Raw genomic sequence first — 19,482 nt, 5'->3', positions numbered from 1 at the left:
GATTATCCTTCCGGGACCCGGGAATCCGCGGCCTTGCACAGCACCATTCTCGGGTATAATATCAATTGCTCAGTTATTCCAACTCTGGTACTAATGCCCCTGACATGAAGGCACAGGTTTCAATGACACGACGCGAAGAACTTATTGCACTCTTGAAGGACCCCGACGAAAAGGTTCGCGAGGCGGCGGCCAGGGCCATCGAGCGGATCGAGGGTGCGGGCAGCTTTGCCGAGGTTATCGATCAACTGAAAAAAGGGAATCGCGGCGCCAAGATACGAGCCATCTATGCCCTGGGAAGGATCGGGGACGAACGTGTGCTTACTCCTCTCATGTACTGCGCCATGCGACCGGAGGAGGACATCCGGATTGCCGCCATCGACGTGCTCGGCACCCTGGCCACCCCCCAAGCCTTCCCTCTGCTTGCTGAATGCCTGCGCGAGCCGTCGGCTGCGGTTAAGGCCAAAGCCATCGAAGCGCTGGGCAGATACCGGACCTCGGAGGCACTTCGCCTTATCCTGCCGTTTCTCGACGCCCGGGACGGCTTTCTCGATGCCGAGGCGGCCCGGGCGGTCGGCAACATCGGCTCAGCGGACCATGAGGAAAAACTCCTGACGCTCCTTTCCTCCCCCCATTCGGCCACCCGTGCAGCGGCGGCCGAGGCCCTGGGCACCCTCCCCTTCGAGTAATCACAAAGGTCAGCCGAGATAACGGTTGACGTCAATGGCGGTCAGCAGCGGATCGACGACCGAAACAATGCGCGTGCCCGTCTCCCGTGCCAGGTTCTTCATGTGTGCCGGATCCAGCAACCGGCCCGCCGGGTCCGCCAAAACTTTTACCACCGGGCGCTCTCCCCCATTAGGGTCAGGGCGGAAGACTACGGCCACTTCATTGGTATCGAGGCGCACAAGCGTTCCCACGGGATAACGCCCCATCATCTCGCAGAACGCCTGCACGAGGCCGCTGTCCAGGTGGCTGCCGGCGAGACTCCTGAGCTTCAGGAGGGCGTCCTTGGGATTGAGGGGAGACTTGTAGACCCGCAGGGTTGTGATGGCATCATAGCAGTCGGCAACGGCGATGATGTCACAAAACCGGTCAAAGGCCAGGGCACGGGCCGACTCGGGATAGCCGGCACGGTCGAAGCGGATATGATGGCCGAGCACCGCCCGGGCGATCCGCTCCCCCACCCCGGGCATCTCGCCCACAATCCGGGCCCCCTCTTCCGAATGCCTTTTCATGCGCTCGTACTCGTCAGAGGAAAGCCGACCGGGCTTATTGAGGATTGTTATCTCCACCCGGGTTTTCCCCACATCGTGAAGAAACCCAGCCATGCCCAACTCTCCCAGCTCGTCCCGCTGAAGCCCCGCGGCGGCGCCGAGCGACATGGAGAGAATCCCGACGTTGACGCTATGATAAAAGGTGTAGTTGTCGTAATCCTTGATCATGGCAAGGCCGAGCAGCGTGGCACGATCCTGCATGATCATAGTCGCCATGCGGTCGACAACCCCGCGCAGCTTGTCGGAACTCGGAATACGACCCTTTTCCACATCACTGAACAGCCCGGTCATCACATCCAGCGCCTCGCGATAGGTCGTGCCCGGATCATACTCATCATCCCCCTTGGAATGATCCTCGGTGGCGCCGCTGCCGAAGAGCTCCACCGAAATGGCAGCAATTCCAGCCCGCTTCACCTCGGCCACGAGCTGCTCTCCCAAGAGTTCACGCCGGGTCAGCAGTTCCACGAAACGCTCGATCTCCAGCGGGGTCAAACCGGCTCTGAAAGCGACTACTTCCACATGACGATTGATAAGCAGGGCGGCAAGCTCCTCCTCGGCGGCGGTCGGTGTGAAGAACAGGTGGTTCTCGCAGAAGAAGACGCCGTCAATGATGCCGATACGAATTTCGGGGCACGCCCGGAGAAGCTCCGTCACATGGGAGCTCAGGTGAGTGAGCTGCTGAATCACCGCCGGATGGGAGCCGGGGTAGAGCATGACCGAACGCACGGCACCGGCCAGGAGAAGGATAAGTCGCTGGGCCTGAGGCTGAGTAATCCTAATCATGAGCGGAATCTCCCCGCCGCCTGATGTCTTCGGCCGCTTCGGCGCTGGCCTCCGCGAGCATGCCGCCTCTCGCTGCAAGTGAATCCAGCAGCCCCAGGGCGGTCGGGTCGCCGATCTGGGCCAAGGTGGTTACCACCGCCATCCGGACGTCGTCCCAACGGCGTCGGCCGAACCAGGGCCGATGCTCCAGCAGCCGGAGCAGAGACGGCACCGCCCGGCGGTCTCCGATCCGGCCGAGGGACTGGATGACGTCCCTCTTGAAGGCAAGCGATTTTTTAAAGGGATCGCGGCGTTCGATGAGGACACAAAGAGGCTCCACCGCGCGGCGGCTCTTCAGGAGACCAAGCGAGATCACGGCATGACGCTTCGTCAGATTGTCCTCAGCGGCGAGCAGGCCGATAATTGCGTCCTCTGCCTGTTCACCGCCGATCTTGACGAGGCTCCTGAGCGCCTCCCGGCGCACCCTCGCGTCCGCATGCCCCAAACAGGCCCGCAGGGGCTCGGCGCTTGCAGGATCGCCGATCTCGCCGAGGATGACCGCCGCGTTCCGCACCACGTACCAGCGACGATCGACAAGATGCTCGGTCAGAAGAGCCACCGACTCCGCACCGATTGCCACGAGCGCATCGATGATCAGCTTCCGGGCATTCCTGCTCTCTGCCAGCGTGAGGCGTTCAACCAGCAGCGCAACCGCTGGTTCGCCAATATCCCGGAACAGGTCGACGAGGGTCTCCCGCTCCTCCCCGCGCTCCTCCAGGCGCCCCACGAGGAACGGGAGCATAGGGCCCCCGGCCGCCTTCTCGAAGGCAAGAAGGGCATACCCCCGCCGCGCGGCGCTCAGCGTTTCACTCTTCGCATGTCGGTGCAGGTTCACCAACACCCACAAAATCCGCTCGAACTCACCCCGGTCGCCGAGTTCCGCGCAACGGGCCGACAACAGCCGAGCAAGCTCACGGTACCGATCGTCGCTGGCTTCCCGCTCCATGCGGCCGATTATGGCTTCCGCCTCCAGCCGATCCTCTTCCTGCAGGCCTCCCGCCTCCCACCCATCTGCGGGTGTCTCGTCCTGATCCGCCACCTCTTCGGCGGCAGACAATGCATCGCCAGAGGTGCCGTCATGGGCCGCAGCAGCACGGGCTTGCTCGACGACCGCCCGTTTGCGCCGGATCTCGTCAAGGTCCACTTCGTTGACCCAGATGGTCGTCAGGCCGAGTTGAGACATAAGCGTCTCCATCCCTCCCGCCTCGTGGACGCCACGGTGATCCATGGACAAAAGGGAGAGAAACAAGGACAGGTCGGACTCGCCGACGTCGGGCAGGAGCGTGAGCCGCTTTACCCGCCGGATGAACAGCTCCCGTGCAAGGGCCTGGGTCATTGCTGTCGGCTCCACAAAAGCCCCGCCCTCCGAGGCGGCGAAACCGTTCTTCCCGATGACGAACACGAGCTCGGTTCCCCAGAGGGTTCCCCGGAGCGCGGCATGGGCCCGTGCCATAACTTCGGCGCGCTGAGGATGCCCCTCGGGATAAAACGTCAGGGCCTTCAGCGCCCGATAGAGCTCAGCCAGCACGACCCCGTACCGCCCGCCTCCTGCCGCAGGCCTGCCCGTTGCGTTCCCTCCGTTTGCTCCCATTCCCCCTCCGGGTCGAAAAGCGATCGCATGTGATAGTAACGTACGCGGTAAACAGGTGTCAAACTCGCAGACTTCACCCGATGCCGACGGCCGATTGACAGCCGAGTGTCAAGGCGGTAGTATCCGCTCACCCCCCAAGACGAGGACACCCCGTGAAAACCGTAACCCGTTATGCCTGCCAGAAATGCGGCTACCAATCGGCCAAATGGCTCGGGAAATGCCCCGACTGCGCCGCTTGGAACAGTTTTGTCGAGGAAATCACCGGCGGCGGACGGAAGGGTGGCCTCCCCCTGCCCGCAGCCACCCGCCCGGTACCCATCTGTGATGTGGCCGGCGAGGCGGAAACACGCCTGTCGTGCGGCAACTCCGAGTTCGACCGGGTACTGGGCGGTGGTCTTGTCTCCGGCTCTCTGGTGCTCATCGGCGGCGACCCCGGTATCGGCAAGTCCACCATTCTTTTGCAAGTCATGGACCACCTTGCGCGGACCGTAGGACCGGTTCTCTACGTGTCGGGAGAGGAATCGGCGCGACAGACAAAAATGCGCGGCGAACGCCTGGGCATCGGGGCACGTGAACTGCTCGTCCTCGCCGAGACCTCCCTCGAACTCATTCTGTCCCAAGTTACCGCTCTCGCCCCCAAGGCCCTTGTGATCGACTCCATCCAGACCGTTTTCAGCGCGAACCTCGAATCGGCGCCCGGCAGCGTCAGCCAGGTGCGTGAGTGCGCCGGCAGGCTCATGGAACTGGCCAAGCGCAACGGCATCCCCACTCTTCTTGTGGGACACGTGACAAAGGACGGCTCCCTGGCGGGCCCACGGGTGCTGGAACACATGGTCGACACGGTGCTCTACTTCGAAGGGGACCCGGGACATGCCTTCAGAATTCTCAGGGCCGTCAAGAACCGCTTCGGCTCAACCAATGAAATCGGCGTATTCGAGATGAAAGAGGGCGGGCTCAGCGAAGTGAGAAACCCGTCGGAACTCTTCCTGGCCGAACGGCCACTCGGCGTTTCGGGGTCCGCCGTCGTCACCACCATCGAGGGAAGCCGGCCGCTGCTGGTGGAACTGCAGGCGCTCGTCACCCCCTCATCCCTGGGCGTTCCACGCCGCACGACCCTCGGGGTCGACCACAACCGTCTCGCGCTCCTGGTGGCCGTGCTCGACAAAAAAGTCGGCCTCCACCTGTCGGGGCAGGACATCTTCCTAAACGCCGCGGGCGGCGCACGGCTCAGCGAGCCGGCCATCGATCTGGGCATGGTGGCGGCCCTCGCATCGAGCCACTTGGACAAGATCATCGATCCCCACACGGTCATTGTCGGCGAAGTGGGCCTTGCGGGTGAAGTCCGCGCCATTACCCAGGCGGAAACACGAGTGCGCGAGGCCGCAAAACTGGGCTTCACGAGGGCGATTATCCCCGCCGGCAGCGTCCGACAGGTCGGCGATGTGCCCGGAATTAGAGTCACGGGGGTGAAATCCCTGGACGAAGCGCTGGAACAGCTCTTCTGACCGATCCGACGCGCTTTTTTGCTTTACTTGATTAGCCGTTTCTCTTACTATTTACAGCAGTTATACATAAAGGAGATTCGGTGAATGGAAAGCGAGAAGCTTGAACACTTCAGAACCATACTCAACGAAGAGATGCGGACCCTCCTCGATGAGGCAGGCAAGACCGTCTCCGAGATGACTTCAGACAGCACGCCGTTTCCCGACCCCAACGACCGGGCCACCCAGGAGTCGGACCGCAACTTCGAGCTGCGAATCAGGGACCGGGAACGCAAACTCATCAACAAAATTAGAGAGGCCCTCGAGCGCATCGACGACGGCACCTTCGGCACCTGCGAAGTCTGCGGCGAGGAAATCGGCGAGGGACGACTCAAGGCGCGCCCCGTCACCACCCTCTGCATCGACTGCAAGATGGAGCAGGAAAGAAAAGAAAAGCATCCCTGACCAGTTCTCCCCCTCTCACCCCTTCCCGCGGAGTCTTGGATGGCCGTTCGCGATCCCTACACCATTATGAGCAGTGCCATTCGGATCGCCAATGCGACCGAACACTCCCACGATGAACGGCTCAAGGCCCTTGCCCTTCTCATTGCCGAGGCATTCGGCGCCCTTTCCGCCACATTCTACCTCCTGGACAGCGCCGGCCGCTCCATCGTCCGAAAGATATCAAGCGCCGACTCCGGCACCGGCAGCGACTGCCGGATACCGGGAGGCCAAGGTATTGCAGGGCTGTGCGCCTCAGGCGGCAAGCCGGTCCGTCGGGACAGCGCAGATCGCCATCCCGACGAAGTCGTTACGGGCAAGGAACAAGCCATCACCGCCTTTCCGATCAACTGCCAGGGACAGACCCTGGGTGCCCTCGCCCTTGGGGTTCCCCACGATGACCTCCTGATCGACGACGATCAGGACATGCTCGCCGTAATCCTCATCGAAGCCGCCAGCGTGGTGCGCTGCAAGCGTCAGCTTGAATCGGTGGAAAAGCGTATCAGGGAGCTCTCCTTCCTCAACCGCATCAATGGGGTCATGCTGTCGACCATTGAGCTCAACCGGCTCATCCACCTGCTGCTGACAGCCCTCACGTCCGACCAGCCGCCACTGTTCGATCGGGCCATGCTCTTTCTGCTCAATGAGCGCGCCGGCATTCTCCAGGGGATGATGGGCATCACGTCAGCACGGCAGACCGACAGCAACGCGCCGCCCGAGCCAAGGACAAAGCGACGGTTCCCCGTCCGGAACGCCGACTTCGACTCCGTCGTCAAGGCCACCCGCCTCCCCCTTGATGCGTCCCTCAACCAGATATCCCGGGCTGTTCTGGAGCGCACCCTGCTCCACGTGCAGCATCCCGACCAGGAACAGCCGGTTGACCGGACCCTCACGAAACAGTTCGGCACATCGTCCTATGCAGTCGCTCCCCTCGTGTCCCAGGACCGCGTTGTCGGCGCCATTGTCGTCGACAACCGTCTCACGGACCGCCCCCTGGCCGGCGACGATCTCGGCATCCTCCACCTGGTTTCCGGCCAGGCCGGAATGGCCATCGAAAACTCGATCCTTTTCCATCGGCTCGAAGAAACGAACCGCAACCTTCAGGACGCCAAGGAGCGACTCCTTCAAGAGGAAAAACTGGCGGCCATCGGCCGGATGGCGGCCAGCATCGCTCACGAGATCAAGAATCCTCTCGTTTCAGTGGGAGGCTTCGCCGGCAGGCTCAAGAGAAAGTTCTCTCCCGAGTCCGAGGAGTGGCTTTACGCCGACGTCATCGGGCGCGAGGTGCAGCACCTGGAAAAGATGCTGGGCGACATCCTCTTTTTCTCGCGAAAGACCACCATCTGCTATACCCGCTGTGGCATCAACCAGATCATCGAAGACGGGCTGGCAACCATGGCCGTCCCCCTGGAACAGAGAGAGGTGGTTGTGGACAAGCGTTTCGCCTCCCGGCTGCCGACCCTGCTGGGGGACTGCCAGCAGCTCCGCCACGTCTTCACCAACCTGATAAGCAACGCCCTGGACGTCATGGAACCGCGGGGGATTCTCACCATCGAAACCTCCCCGGCGCGGATTGACGGCAAGCGGGCCATATCCGTCAAGGTAGGCGACACCGGCAGCGGCATCGCCCAGGACGTGCGCCACTCGATCTTCACCCCCTTTTTTACCACCAAGGAGAAAGGGACCGGCCTCGGCCTCGCCATTGTTCACCGGATCATTACCAACCACGGCGGACGGATTGAGGTGGAAAACCGGCCCGAAGGAGGCGCCCTCTTTACGGTTGTTCTTCCCACCTCTCCCTGATTTTTTAGTTTTCATCTTCAACGGATTGGGTTATATACTATCGTTTCGCACACAATTCCTCCGGGGACGTAGCTCAGCTGGGAGAGCGATGCGTTCGCAACGCATAGGTCGAGGGTTCGATCCCCTTCGTCTCCACCATTATCAAAAGGGTACCGATGACCATCGGTACCCTTTTTACGTATCTTCCCGGAGAGTATCCCGGCTCGTGCCGCAACACACTCGTTCATGCACTAAAAAGGGGGAACCGGTCAGCCGGTTCCCCCTTTTCATTCATGCAATGCTGCAACTACCTCAAGATCAGTGCGCGCCTCCGCTCAGGAAGGCGTACAGCATGAGCACGACCAGAGTAATGCCGATGATTACCGCAGTGAAACCAAAGGTCTTCACGATGAAGTCATAGGCAACGCCACTGGTCTTCTTGGCGGCGAATTCCTCGGTGATGCCCAGTTCCTCATAACGCTTCCACTGGTCGCCACGCTCTTCGATGAACTCGTGCTTAGGCAACTGGCCGTTGAAGATGACGAAGTCCATGGGGAACTTCTCGGGCCGGCCGTGAGTGTTGAAGAAGTGGACCGTGAAGATGAAGCCGGTGGCGAGCAACGCTTCGTCAGAGTGAACGATGGTGGCCACGTTGAACATCCAGCCCGGCAGGAAGCTGCCGAAGAACTCGGGGAACCAGAGCATCAGGCCAGAGCCGCCGATGGCAAACATACCCCAGAAGACCGCGATGAAGTCGAACTTCTCCCAGTAGGTCCAGCGCTCGAAGGTCGGCTTCGGTCCCCGGAACAGGAACCAGCGGACCATCCCCGCCACATCCTTGATGTCGCGGAAGTTGGGCATGAGAGAATCAGGACCGAACATCCGCTGGAGCCAGTTGCCCTTGAGATCCTTCCGGACGAAGAGGAAGTGGAAGGAGAGGAGCAGAGCACCGACGAAGTAGACGAAGGTGATGCCGGCACCGATGCGGTGAACGAGCGCGGCATTGGCCGAGTGCCCGAAGATGTGATCCATCATGAACTTCGCCCAGTGCTGGTTGCTGAACTTGAGCGGCAGCCCCGAGAGGGACAGGATCAGGAAGCTGATGATGACCAGGAGATGGAGGAAGATGTGGCGACGCTTGAAGCGGCGGTACACCTTGTGTCCATCGGGAATGTGGTGCTCGGCATGGCCGTGAATGAGGGCCTGCTGCTTCTCGCGGTTTTCCACGAAGCCGCGGAACATCCAGAGCAGCGTGTGGACCCAGAATACGGCAAAGGTGCTGACAAGCAGGCCGGTCATGGCGATGAAGGTGTAGTAGAGGATCGGATACTTTGCACGATCGCCATACTCACCGTGTGAGTAGAATTTGGTGAAGAGAGGGGTCGACTTCGGGTGACACTTGGCGCAGGTGGCGACCAGGTTCTGGGGATTAACGCTGGAGTTGGGATCCTTGGCCGGGAGCACGCCGTGGGCGGTGTGGCAGTCGGCGCAGCCGGCGACCTTCTCGGGGAAGCCGAGGCGGTAGTTCTTGCCGTGGTAGCTGTCCATGTACGTCTTGACGGCGACGGTGAAGACGTTGTTACGCTCCATCATCTTCTCGTCGGCGTGACACTTCAGACATACCTTGGTATGGAATTCCCTGTTCTCCTTGGACTTGGGATCACCCAGCGGTTTGATGTCGTGCAGGTTGTGGCAGTCGTTGCAGGCTGCCGAATCCATGTTCCCGGCCGCGACGCCCTTGCCGTGGATCGAGTTGCGGTAACCGGCCTCCTTATCGTGGCACTGGATACACTTGGCCACGACCTTGCGCTTATCCTTGTTCCAGTAAGTGTGGGTGTGGATATCGGTGTGGCAGTCGGCGCACCTGACATCTTTCTGGGCATGGACGCTGGCGTAGTGTTCGGCGTTTTCCTTCTTGTGGCACCGCTCGCAGCGCACCTTTTCGACCTTGACCTCGCCCTTCATGTGCTTGGTCAGATCGGTGATCTCCACGTGACAGCTGGTACAGGCATTCTTGCCGTGCACCGAGGCGGAGAACGCCGCGGCCGAAATCTTGTTGCTGTGACAGCCGAGACAGGTGGCGGGATCAATCGCCATGCCGCTCTCGGCCGCTGCCGTGCCGGCGAGGGTCACGAGCAGCAGTAACGCGGGGAACAGCCGGAGAAACGTGGACAACATATATAACTCCTCCTCTGTTGGTGTATTCTATTCACACAAATAGAACACGGTATCGCCCATCAATACTCAAACCCATTTCCAGTAGGGGCGCATTATTGACAGCCATAGCAAACAGGAACTACATGGGAGATAATTTGTGCTAACTGCTATCATAAAACCGTATTTTAAAACATAAGAGTACTTCAATGAAACAGCTCTGAATCCCGGCGATACTAATACACGCAAACGAGAAAAAGCAACAAAATTGTATGATTTTTTTATACAGACCCTACGGGGGAAGAGGGCAAACGTATGCGTGAACTACTGCGCCTGAGCCGCAAGGACAACGATCCCCTCTGCCGCGGCAAAATCAAGAAATTCTCGTGCCTCGGCCCGGTTCAGGCCGGCACGGGACGCCGCTGCGCCGGCCCGGCCGGTACCGTCCAGCCCCTGCAGAAACTTCGCATATGATTCGAGAAGCGGCTCCGTGTAAACGTCCCCTCCCCGGGGATAAATGACCGCCCAAGAGCCGGATGGGGCAAAGCAGTCACGGAATGACGCCAGATCCACCTCTCCCGCTTCGAGAATATCGACGATTTCATAGGAGAAGCGGGCAAGCCGGGCCGTCGGCGCCAGGGAAAAGACCGCTCCGAGCAGGTCCCGGCCCGCCAGTTCCCGGTCGGTTGGAAGAGGAGGCGGCGGCGCAAGCAGTGCTGCCGCGAAGTAGTAGTGGTAGTCAACCAGGTCGAGGGCCAGGGGAAGAAGCGCCGTCCGCTTGCGGCGCCTGAAAATCCGGTCGAGGAACTCCCGCTGCATGAGCCAGATATCCTGATCGCCAAGGTCGGTACCGCGCGCTCCCTTCTGCCGGGCATCATCGAGCCAGTCGGCAAACTCATCGAGCAGAGCGGCAGGAGAGAGGCGCAGGGCCGACGCCACGCTGTTGAACCAGGCAACGGACTTCCCGCGGGTATAGAAGATGTCGCAGGCTTCGGCCAGGCGAGCAGCCCGGTCAAGGTCAGGAGAGGGAAAGGAGGGTGATGCCGTAAGAGTATAGGGAGGCGCAGCGCGATGCTCCAAGCCTTCCGCGGGAGCCCGGTTGGCGAGGACGGTTCCGGGAAGGATCGCCAGGGGGAAGATGTCCAGGTGATTCGGGTAAAGCTCCAGAGCAAAATCAAGGCTGCGGCGGAACGCAGCCAGGGAGTCGCCGGGGAGCCCATAGATCAGGTCGAAACCGAAAATCGCCCCGCTTTCGTTGAGTAGGCTGATCCGCTCGCGAAAGTCGTCGGGATCCAGATGGCGCCTGATTTTGCGCAGTATTTTCGGGTCGGCGCTCTGGAGACCGATCTGGAGGGAACAGGTAATCCCCGCGAAAAGTCGGGCCATCTCCCGGTCGATGAACTCGCTCCTGACCTCGAAATGAAAATGGATATGGGGGGCCCGGGCCCGGATCATCTTCAGGACTTTTTTCGCCCGTTCCCGATCCTGGTTGAAGGTGGAGTCCAGGACAAACACCTGGGAAACGCCACTGCGGACGATCACGTCAAGCTCCGCGTCGATCCGCTCAAGGGAATAGCGCCGCACCCCGTGCTCTCCCTTGTCGTCAAAACAGTATTCGCAGGAGAAATCACAGCCTCGGGCAAGCTGCCAGAGGACGCCGGGGAAGCCGGACGGATAGATAATCCCTGTCAACAGGGGCGAAGGGGCGGTATCAATAAGGCGGATCGGACGGGCCGGCGTGTGCCTGAGCATGCCGTTGTCAAGCCAGGCCGTACCCACGGCTCCCCGGCCCGGCTCCCCGGCCTCAAGGCGCCCCACCACATCGAGAAAAGGGATTTCCCCCTCGCCCCGGATAAGGAAATCAAAGGAAGAGCCGGTGAGCAGTCCCGCCGGGTCGGCCGTTGCTTCGGGGCCGCCGGCAAAGAGCGTCAGACCCGGTGCGCGGCGACGCAGCTCGTCCGCCATGGCACGGGCGTCGTCCCGGTTCCAGAGATAGAGGGAAAACCCGACGGCATCGGGGGCATTGGCAAGGATATCGTCCACGCATGCGCCGGCATCCGTGCCGGTAAAAAAATCGCACAACGCGACCCGCACCCGGGCCGACAGCTCCTCGTCGGTAGCGAGATATGCCGCAAGACAGGCATTGGCGAGGGGAACGGCCTGGGGCGAGGGATAGGGATGAATGGCGACAAGGACAACCTTCACATCAGACTCCGAAAAAGGGAAGGCAAGGCGCTTCAGCGGCGGGGACGGGCCTTGATCTTGGGCACGCCGTCTTCCACCACCACGCGGAACTCCACCTGGTCGGTGCCGTACTTGGCTTTGATGACCGGCTTTTGGCGTTCGATGGCCGCGGCGACCTGATCGCGAGAAACCTTGTCCGTGGGAAGGTTGCAGGAGCGGCGAGCCTCAAGGAACTGGCGGTAGAGCTCTTCCGCCTCATCCCTGGGAGACGGGGATTCATGCTGCCGCGCCTCCGGGGCCGAACGTTCGTGGATCGCCATCCTGAAGCGGTCCCGCGAGTACTTCCCCTCCTCCATGAGCCGGAGGATCCGGTCCCAGTACTGGCGATAACTGGCGTAGCGTGAGACAAGGGAGGTATACTTGAAGTTGAGCATGGTATTGACGATCTTCACGGTTGAGTGCTTGCGCGCCAACCGGTCGACCGTCTCCCGCAGACGCAGTGGTTCCCGCTTCTCGATACCGAGGAAGTACTGCTCGTACTTGATGACGAGCTCGTTGAGGCTCTGCTCGAACAGGTGTATGTCTTCAGGTATCCCCATAGGTTCTCCGGCAAAAGACTACTCCAGAACCCATCCCGTGTAAAGGCGAAAGCTCGCGGTTTCGCCACGTTAATCACTTGACTGGAAACCTCGGCATCGTTTAACGTTACTTGTTTTCGAATACCAAATAATTCGGACGCCTTCAGTCCGGGAGGAACCCATGGATACTCTTGCGGCAATCATCCTTGCCGCCGGCAAGGGGACGAGGATGAAATCGGGGATCGTGAAAGTCATGCACCCCCTGGCCGGTGCGCCGATGGTGGCATGGCCGGTGTCGGTGGCCCGGCAGGCCGGCGCGAGACGCATCGTTGCCGTGGTCGGCCACCAGGCCGAGCGCCTTCGCGATCATTTCTCCGACGATACCGACATTACCCTGGCCATACAGGAGGAGCAGCTCGGCACCGGGCACGCCGTTGCCTGCGCCGCCGGGGAGCTGTCCGGCTTCAGCGGAAAAGTTCTCATTCTCTGCGGGGACGTCCCCCTTATCCGCGCCGAGACTCTGCGGGCCATGGTGGCGGCCCACGAGGCGACCGGGGCGGCCCTCACCGTACTCACGGCCCGTCAGGAAAATCCCTACGGCTACGGGCGTATCATCCGCGGCTTCGACGGCAGGGTCATCCGGATCGTGGAGGAAAAAGATGCGACCCCCGACGAGCGGAGCCGCACCGAGGTGAACGCCGGCATCTACTGCGCCGAGGCGTCCTTTCTCTTCGATGCGGTGAAGCGGATCGGCAACGATAACGCACAGGGGGAATATTACCTTACCGATATCATCACCATGGCCAATGACCGGGGGCTGCGCTGCACCGCCCATCCGGTGGCCGATCCGGTGGAGGTCATGGGGATCAACGACCGGGTCCAGCTGGCCGAGGCAGCCCGGCACGCCCGCCGTCGAATCGCCGAGGGGCATATGCTGAACGGCGTCACCCTGGTTGACCCGGCGGCCACCTACATCGACCAGGGGGTCGTCATCGGCGCAGACACCACGATTCAGCCGGGAGTCCAGATCGCCGGGGGCTGCCGGGTCGGCGAAGGGTGCACCATCGAGGCCGGCGCAATCATCAAGGGGAGCGAACTGGGCGACCGCTGCGTGGTGGAATCGCGGGCGGTGATCCGGGGCTGCCGGCTCGGCAGCGACGTGGTCATCAAAGCGGGTACCGTCATGGAGGATTCCACGGTCATGGACCACGCCGCCATCGGCCCCATGGCCCACCTGCGCCCCGGCAGCGAACTCGGGGCCCACGTGAAGATCGGCAACTTCGTGGAAACCAAGAAGATCGTCATGGGAGAGGGGTCCAAGGCATCCCACCTGACCTACCTGGGGGACGCCACCATCGGACGCAACGTGAACGTGGGCTGCGGCACCATTACCTGTAACTATGACGGCGTGAAAAAGCATCGGACCGTCATCGGTGACGACGTCTTCGTCGGGAGCGACGTGCAGTTCGTGGCGCCGGTCACCATCGGCAGCAACACCCTCATCGCGGCAGGCACCACAGTGACCCGGGATGTACCAGCGGATTCGCTGGCCATAGCCCGGACGCCGCAGATAAACAAGGAAGGCTGGAAACTCAGGAAACGGGATCAGTAATCATGACGCGGGGATCGCTGACACGCGCCCCCACTGAGCCCCCATACAAACGGAGACCTGATCTATGTGCGGAATAGTCGGCTATATCGGCGCTCAGGAAGCAACCCCCATCATCCTCGACGGGCTCAAGCGGCTCGAATACCGGGGCTACGACTCGGCGGGAATCTGCACCCTTCTGGAAGGGAAGGCGGACAAGCGCCGCAGCGAAGGAAAACTCATCAACCTTGAGAGGCTCATCCAGAGCACTCCCCTGGCGGGCCGCATCGGCATCGGCCACACCCGGTGGGCGACCCACGGCCCCCCTTCGGAGCGCAACGCCCACCCCCACCAGGCCGGCTCCATCATCGTGGTGCACAACGGCATCATCGAAAACTACCTGGAGCTGAAGCAGCGGCTCGTGACAAACGGCCGGGTTTTCAACAGCGACACGGACACTGAAGTCATCGCCCATCTGATCGACGACAAGTTCGCGGGCACGGGCGACTTCGAGCGGGCGGTCCGGGAGGCCCTGACCGAGGTCCGCGGCGCCTATGCCCTCTGCATCCTCTGCGAGCGGGAGCCCGGCGTGCTCATCGCCGCCAAGCAGGGCTCCCCCATGGTGGTCGGCCTGGGCGAGGGGGAATTTTTCGTCGCCTCGGACATTCCCGCCATCCTCTCCCACACCCGGGAGATGGTCTTCATGGAGGACGGCGAGATGGTTGTCTTCCGGGACGGCCACCCCACCTTTTCCACCGTGGCCGGCGCGCCCCTTGACAAAAAATCGCGCCACATCGACTGGTCCCCCCTCATGGCTGAAAAGGGTGGGTACAAGCACTTCATGCTCAAGGAAATCTTCGAGCAGCCCCGGGCGGTCCAGGACACCATCACCGGCCGGTTGCTGGAGGAGCAGGGGGACGTGCGGCTCGAGGAGATGAAGCTCTCCGACGAGCAGTTGCGGGGAATCGGACGGATCTGCATCGTGGCCTGCGGCACCTCCTGGCATTCGGCACTCGTGGGCAAGTTCCTCATGGAGGAGCACTGCCGCATCCCGGTGGAGGTGGACATCGCCTCCGAGTTCCGCTACCGCAACCCGGTCATCGACTCGAAGACGCTGCTGCTGGTCATCTCCCAATCCGGCGAGACCGCCGACACCCTGGCCGCCCTCCGGGAGGCCAAGGCCCGGGGCGCCGTGACCGCCGCCATCTGCAACGTGGTGGATTCCTCCATCGCCCGGGAAGCCCACGGCGTGCTCTACACCCATGCCGGACCCGAGATCGGGGTGGCTTCCACCAAGGCCTTCGTCACCCAGCTGGTGGCCCTCTACCTCTTCACCATACGCCTTGGCCGGGCCGTCGGCACCATCGACTGCGAGCAGGGGCGCACCATGATCGCCGGCCTGCTCAAGGTACCGACGCTCCTGGAGCAGGCCCTGGAGACCAACGAGCAGGTGGAGCGGATCGCCCGGCGCTACATGAACGCCCGCGACTTCCTCTACCTGGGGCGGGGCATGAACTATCCCATCGCCCTGGAAGGCGCCCTGAAGCTCAAGGAGATTTCCTACATCCACGCCGAGGGCTATCCGGCCGGCGAGATGAAGCACGGTCCCATCGCCCTCATCGACGAGAACATGCCGGTGGTGGTCCTCGTGCCGAAAAACAGCACCTACGAGAAGGTCCTCTCCAACATGGAAGAGGTCATCGCCCGGGGCGGCCGGGTCATCGCCATCTGCTCCGCCGGCGACGGGGAGATCGCGAAAAAGGCCGAGGTAACCCTGGAGGTGCCCACCGACGGCGAGGAACTGGCCCCGATCATCCTCTCGGTGCCGCTTCAGCTCCTGGCCTACCACGTGGCGGTCCTCAAGGGGACCGACGTGGACCAGCCGCGGAACCTGGCGAAATCGGTTACGGTGGAATAGGCGAGCGACGGCTGTGATGTCGTTTGCTGCCAAGCGGCACGAGTAGTAACGCAAAAGGGGCCTTTCGGCCCCTTTTTTTGTTGATGGTATTGAAACCGGTGCCCTATCCAACCTGCCCGAGCAAGACGCCCGCAGCGAGTGAGCAGAGCACGACCAGGCAGAACAGGGTAAAGAGCCAATCCCGCTCGCGGAAAAAGACCAGTCCGGCCACCAGCACCCGCATGATCGGCGTTGCCAGGAGCACGACCAGGCCGGCCGTGATGAACCGTGGCGCATAGGCGGCCCCTGTCAGCAGCATGGCCGCAATACCGATTGTCAGCAGGATGGCGGCGATGATCGAACCGATGCGCAGCAGGCGGGCCAGGATCAGTTCTATCGGCACAATGCCCTCGTTTTCCGACTGGTTCGGACTTGTCACGGACTGACCCCCTTGTACATCATCATGACGGCCGTGTAGATGATCAGCGGGATGAAGAGCTTGCGGATGGTGGTCGTTTTCATCCTGACCATCAGCCGGGCCCCCACCAGCGCTCCCAGCAGGACCCCCAGCACCACCGGCCCCGCAATCAACGGGTTCACATCGCCCCGGACAAAGTAGACCACCGCGCCGGAGGCCGCCGTTACCCCGATCATGAAGTTGGAGGTGGCGGTCGAGGCCTTGAACGGCATGCGCATCACCTGGTCCATTGCCGGCACCTTGAAGATACCGGCGCCGATTCCCATAAGGCCGGCCGCGGCCCCCGAAAAATACATGATGATCAGGCCGGGGATGCTCCTGGTCACCTGGTAGTCAACGCGGGCATTGAGGACATGGTCGTGGTAGGAGCCGGCAAGGCCAAGCCGCTGCGATACCTTGTCGGGCAGCACCTCGCCCGGCAATTCGGCCTTGCGGGCCTTGAACATGTTGTAGCCGGAATAGGCCAGCAGCACGCCAAACATCAGGAACAGCACGCGCTGGTTGAGGTAGCCGGCCACCAGCGCCCCGGTCAGCGCGCCGGTGGCGGTCCCCATCTCCAGCCACATGGCGACCCTCACATTGGACAGCCGGTCGTTCAGGTAGGCCACGGCCGCACCGGTTGAAGTGGCAATGATGGACACCGTCGAGGCCGCCACGGCTGTGCGTATCGGCACGCCGAACAGCAGGGTCAGGGCAGGCACGATGATGATTCCTCCGCCCAGGCCCAGGATGGAGCCGGCAATACCGGCCGCTATCGCGATCAGGAATATCTCCAGCGTGGTCATGATCATGCGTGGGACCTGCCTCTCTTCAATTCGACTTCGTATTCGTAGCGGTCAGCGCGGTAGAGTGTCCTGAACCACACGAGCGGACGGTCGGCAGCGCCGTGGATGACCCTGCTGACACGCAATACCGCTTCTCCGGCCCGGACCCCCAGCAGGCGCGCCTCTTCCGGACCGGCACTCATGGCGCCGATCCGCTGGCTGCCGCGCAGAGGGGGGATGCCGTTGTGGGTCAGCAGCAGCGCCATGCCGTGCTGTTTCAGGATTTCCTCGTTCAGCTCTACCCCCAGGTCGCAGGGAAGCCAGACAGTAGAAAGCATCAGTGGCTGCCGCTCCACCGTAACGATCCGGTACAGGTACCACCCCTGAGCGCCGGGGCGCCGCTGAAGGGCCTCCGCCACTTCGGCGGTCATGGGCCGGGTCTCCAGCGCCAGCACCCTGACCCGGGGATCGAGTCCGCGCAGCTGCAACTCTTCCAGGTGACCTGTCAGGTTGGCCAGCGACTCGGTAATGGGCCGCTCTTTCGCGCCGGCCACAAAGGTCCCCCGCCCATGCTTCCGGTAGAGCAACCCTGCTGCCACGAGATTTGCCAGGGCTTGGCGGATCGTGATACGGCTGACCCCGTACTGCTCGATCAGCAGCCTTTCGGGAGGAATCGCTTCGCCGGCCTGCCATTTGCCACTCTTGATGACCTCCCGGAGATGACTCTCGACTTGATGGTACAACGGCATGCGACTTTCCGGATCCAGCACGGGCATATCCTTCTTGGCTTTAAAATCATGTTGTCATAACAACATAACATCACTTCACCCATGAGGACAAGGCCTGATCTCAAATCGACCAGTGACAGTCGCCGCGGGCACAGTCCGGCATCGCCCGGGGAGTGTGGCTGAATTATCTCGAGTTATTTGTCACTGTGCCACACGAGTGTAGTACGTTAGGCTTGGATCATGAAACGCTCCAGCCTGCACCACCTTGCCGACAACACGGCGCCGCGTATCGTGTCGATGGCCGCCTACCAAGGAGCCGGGCCTAAGAGGAAATGGGTCGAAAAGGCAAGAGGGGGGGGTACGTGGGAAGCCATCTTCAATCAGCAGGAACCAACCGCACGGGACACGAACCGGCCGGCTGATGCAGCCTGGCTCTCTGCTCCAGCAGGAAGTCAACAAAAGCACGGTTTGCCCGCGACAGATAACCGTACTTTTTCCAGGCGATCTGGAGATCCAGGTACAGGGGCGGGTCCAGGGGGATCGCCTTCAGATCGTCGTCTTCCTCGACCACCATCCTCAAGAAGACCGAAATGCCCATTCCTTTCCGAATGAGCGACTTGACCAGGGTGTAGAGATTCGTCTCGAACCTTATGGCCGGATTGAGCCCCACCCCTCTCATGACGTCAAAAACGAGCTCTCGCAGGTAGTACCCTTCCTTGTAGAAGATCAGGGGATGCCGAGCGAACTCCTGCAGCGGCAGACACTCCATCTCCGCCAGGGGGTGGTTCTTGGGTACGCAGACGATCACCTCTTCCCTCAGGAATCTCCGCAACTCGAGCGTGTCGGGAAAACTCGCGCCGGCGATGACCCCCATGTCGAGCTCCCCATCGAGGATCATCTTCTGGATCTTTGAAGCTCCTTCGCCGGACACGCTCAAGTGCAGCTCCGGGTAGCGGCTGGAGAAGTCCCGGATGATTTGCGGGAAAAAGTAGGCACTCATCATGGGGGGGATCCCCACCCGCACCTCCCCCTTGGCAAGACCGCGCAACTCCTCCATTTCCGCTTCCGTCGACGTCACTTCCTCCAGGATCTTCTCCGCATGCCGCAGAAAGATCTCGCCTTCGGCGGTCAGGGACACTTTCCGCTCCTGCCGGTTGAAGAGCACAAGGTCAAGTTCCTCCTCAAGCCTCTTCATGGCCATGCTCACGGCCGGCTGGGCCACGCGCAGCCGCTCCGCGGCCCTGGTGAAGCTGCCGTGCCTGACGATTGCGACGAAGAACTGCAGTTGACGGATATCCATTACAAAGCCTTTCTATAAATATACGTTATGCATTTCATAAATATTATATATTTCATTTATATTTTGACCACTGGTATCTTGATTAATATCTGACAACAGCCACATGAGGCAGGTGCCTCCGAGCATTCACCAGGGGCGCGGGACATTTCGTGCCCAATGCCTCATCGTATGCGGCGGGAGTTTCGGCGCCCATCTCCCCCTGAGATATGTGCAACCGCTTCTGCCGAGCTTTCCCGTCGTATGGCACGGCTTGATCGAAGGCGGAGCACCCGTCCGTCACGCACCCGAAGACTGGCGCTAATGGGTTGGCACCATACCAGAACGTGCATTGGGCCGTGGCGTTTAAACGACGATGGGCAC

The 19,482-nt window shown here is 61.5% G+C and carries 15 protein-coding genes and 1 tRNA gene; 7 read left to right on the top strand and 9 right to left on the bottom strand.

The features are described from left to right. Positions 1-104: 104 nt before the first annotated feature. Complete coding sequence (locus AABA48_RS16015) at positions 105-686, top strand: HEAT repeat domain-containing protein (RefSeq protein ID WP_338270718.1); 582 nt, start codon at positions 105-107, stop codon at positions 684-686. A 9-nt stretch (positions 687-695) separates the two neighbouring features. Here the strand turns inward: AABA48_RS16015 and AABA48_RS16010 are convergent, their stop codons facing one another. Together AABA48_RS16010 and AABA48_RS16005 are read right to left on the bottom strand one after the other, a co-directional pair. Further along, a complete protein-coding gene (locus AABA48_RS16010; RefSeq protein ID WP_286351279.1) occupies positions 696-2,057 on the bottom strand; it encodes an HD-GYP domain-containing protein in 1,362 nt (453 codons plus the stop codon). Further along, complete coding sequence (locus AABA48_RS16005) at positions 2,050-3,687, bottom strand: HEAT repeat domain-containing protein (protein WP_338270717.1); 1,638 nt, start codon at positions 3,685-3,687, stop codon at positions 2,050-2,052. The genes AABA48_RS16010 and AABA48_RS16005 overlap by 8 nt, the downstream gene beginning before the upstream one ends. Before the next feature lie 152 nt (positions 3,688-3,839). On the opposite strand from AABA48_RS16005, the gene radA reads away from it, so the two are divergent. From radA to AABA48_RS15985, 4 genes are all read left to right on the top strand, one after another. Next, positions 3,840-5,192: a DNA repair protein RadA gene (gene radA, locus AABA48_RS16000; protein WP_286351277.1), complete on the top strand. Its 1,353-nt coding sequence runs from the start codon at positions 3,840-3,842 to the stop codon at positions 5,190-5,192. Positions 5,193-5,276: 84 nt separating this feature from the next. After that, a complete protein-coding gene (gene dksA / locus AABA48_RS15995) occupies positions 5,277-5,633 on the top strand; it encodes an RNA polymerase-binding protein DksA (RefSeq protein WP_286351276.1) in 357 nt (118 codons plus the stop codon). Between the two features lie 39 nt (positions 5,634-5,672). After that, positions 5,673-7,472 carry an ATP-binding protein gene (locus tag AABA48_RS15990; RefSeq protein ID WP_324309372.1) on the top strand — a complete coding sequence of 600 codons (1,800 nt, stop codon included), beginning with the start codon at positions 5,673-5,675 and terminating at the stop codon, positions 7,470-7,472. 62 nt (positions 7,473-7,534) lie between these two features. Continuing rightward, positions 7,535-7,610, top strand: a tRNA-Ala gene (locus AABA48_RS15985). Positions 7,611-7,769: 159 nt separating this feature from the next. Here the strand turns inward: AABA48_RS15985 and AABA48_RS15980 are convergent. The 3 genes from AABA48_RS15980 to AABA48_RS15970 form a co-directional block, all read right to left on the bottom strand. Beyond that, positions 7,770-9,629, bottom strand: a complete 1,860-nt coding sequence (locus AABA48_RS15980; RefSeq protein ID WP_286351274.1) for a cytochrome c3 family protein — start codon at positions 9,627-9,629, stop codon at positions 7,770-7,772. Positions 9,630-9,929: 300 nt separating this feature from the next. Further along, positions 9,930-11,810 carry a B12-binding domain-containing radical SAM protein gene (locus AABA48_RS15975; protein ID WP_338270716.1) on the bottom strand — a complete coding sequence of 627 codons (1,881 nt, stop codon included), beginning with the start codon at positions 11,808-11,810 and terminating at the stop codon, positions 9,930-9,932. A gap of 32 nt (positions 11,811-11,842) precedes the next feature. After that, complete coding sequence (locus AABA48_RS15970; RefSeq protein ID WP_286351272.1) at positions 11,843-12,388, bottom strand: MXAN_5187 C-terminal domain-containing protein; 546 nt, start codon at positions 12,386-12,388, stop codon at positions 11,843-11,845. A gap of 160 nt (positions 12,389-12,548) precedes the next feature. Between AABA48_RS15970 and AABA48_RS15965 the strand changes: the two genes are divergently transcribed. Together AABA48_RS15965 and glmS are read left to right on the top strand one after the other, a co-directional pair. Then, positions 12,549-13,979: a bifunctional N-acetylglucosamine-1-phosphate uridyltransferase/glucosamine-1-phosphate acetyltransferase gene (locus AABA48_RS15965; RefSeq protein WP_324309369.1), complete on the top strand. Its 1,431-nt coding sequence runs from the start codon at positions 12,549-12,551 to the stop codon at positions 13,977-13,979. Between the two features lie 64 nt (positions 13,980-14,043). Further along, positions 14,044-15,873: a glutamine--fructose-6-phosphate transaminase (isomerizing) gene (gene glmS / locus AABA48_RS15960; RefSeq protein WP_286351270.1), complete on the top strand. Its 1,830-nt coding sequence runs from the start codon at positions 14,044-14,046 to the stop codon at positions 15,871-15,873. 103 nt (positions 15,874-15,976) lie between these two features. Here the strand turns inward: glmS and AABA48_RS15955 are convergent, their stop codons facing one another. From AABA48_RS15955 to AABA48_RS15940, 4 genes are all read right to left on the bottom strand, one after another. Next, positions 15,977-16,255: a DUF1634 domain-containing protein gene (locus tag AABA48_RS15955; protein ID WP_286351269.1), complete on the bottom strand. Its 279-nt coding sequence runs from the start codon at positions 16,253-16,255 to the stop codon at positions 15,977-15,979. Between the two features lie 32 nt (positions 16,256-16,287). After that, complete coding sequence (locus AABA48_RS15950; RefSeq protein ID WP_039647798.1) at positions 16,288-17,121, bottom strand: sulfite exporter TauE/SafE family protein; 834 nt, start codon at positions 17,119-17,121, stop codon at positions 16,288-16,290. After that, the gene (locus AABA48_RS15945) at positions 17,118-17,843 is read right to left on the bottom strand and encodes a GntR family transcriptional regulator (protein WP_286351268.1); all 726 of its coding nucleotides are present in this window, start codon (positions 17,841-17,843) and stop codon (positions 17,118-17,120) included. The genes AABA48_RS15950 and AABA48_RS15945 overlap by 4 nt, the downstream gene beginning before the upstream one ends. 355 nt (positions 17,844-18,198) lie before the next feature. Continuing rightward, positions 18,199-19,122, bottom strand: a complete 924-nt coding sequence (locus AABA48_RS15940) for a LysR family transcriptional regulator (RefSeq protein WP_338270715.1) — start codon at positions 19,120-19,122, stop codon at positions 18,199-18,201. Positions 19,123-19,482: the final 360 nt, after the last annotated feature.

The organism is Geobacter sp. 60473 (assembly GCF_036323535.1).
In the GTDB taxonomy this organism is placed as follows: domain Bacteria; phylum Desulfobacterota; class Desulfuromonadia; order Geobacterales; family Geobacteraceae; genus Geobacter; species Geobacter sulfurreducens.
Note: the sequence above shows the minus strand (reverse complement) of the source record. Positions and strands in the feature narration are given on the sequence as shown.

Coding starts and splice junctions, on each gene's coding strand:
- AABA48_RS16015 (WP_338270718.1), top strand. CDS start 105: ATGAAGGCACAGGTTTCAATGACACGACGCGAAGAACTTATTGCACTC.
- AABA48_RS16010 (WP_286351279.1), bottom strand. CDS start 2,057: ATGATTAGGATTACTCAGCCTCAGGCCCAGCGACTTATCCTTCTCCTG.
- AABA48_RS16005 (WP_338270717.1), bottom strand. CDS start 3,687: ATGGGAGCAAACGGAGGGAACGCAACGGGCAGGCCTGCGGCAGGAGGC.
- dksA (WP_286351276.1), top strand. CDS start 5,277: ATGGAAAGCGAGAAGCTTGAACACTTCAGAACCATACTCAACGAAGAG.
- AABA48_RS15990 (WP_324309372.1), top strand. CDS start 5,673: ATGGCCGTTCGCGATCCCTACACCATTATGAGCAGTGCCATTCGGATC.
- AABA48_RS15980 (WP_286351274.1), bottom strand. CDS start 9,629: ATGTTGTCCACGTTTCTCCGGCTGTTCCCCGCGTTACTGCTGCTCGTG.
- AABA48_RS15970 (WP_286351272.1), bottom strand. CDS start 12,388: ATGGGGATACCTGAAGACATACACCTGTTCGAGCAGAGCCTCAACGAG.
- AABA48_RS15965 (WP_324309369.1), top strand. CDS start 12,549: ATGGATACTCTTGCGGCAATCATCCTTGCCGCCGGCAAGGGGACGAGG.
- glmS (WP_286351270.1), top strand. CDS start 14,044: ATGTGCGGAATAGTCGGCTATATCGGCGCTCAGGAAGCAACCCCCATC.
- AABA48_RS15950 (WP_039647798.1), bottom strand. CDS start 17,121: ATGATCATGACCACGCTGGAGATATTCCTGATCGCGATAGCGGCCGGT.
- AABA48_RS15945 (WP_286351268.1), bottom strand. CDS start 17,843: ATGCCGTTGTACCATCAAGTCGAGAGTCATCTCCGGGAGGTCATCAAG.
- AABA48_RS15940 (WP_338270715.1), bottom strand. CDS start 19,122: ATGGATATCCGTCAACTGCAGTTCTTCGTCGCAATCGTCAGGCACGGC.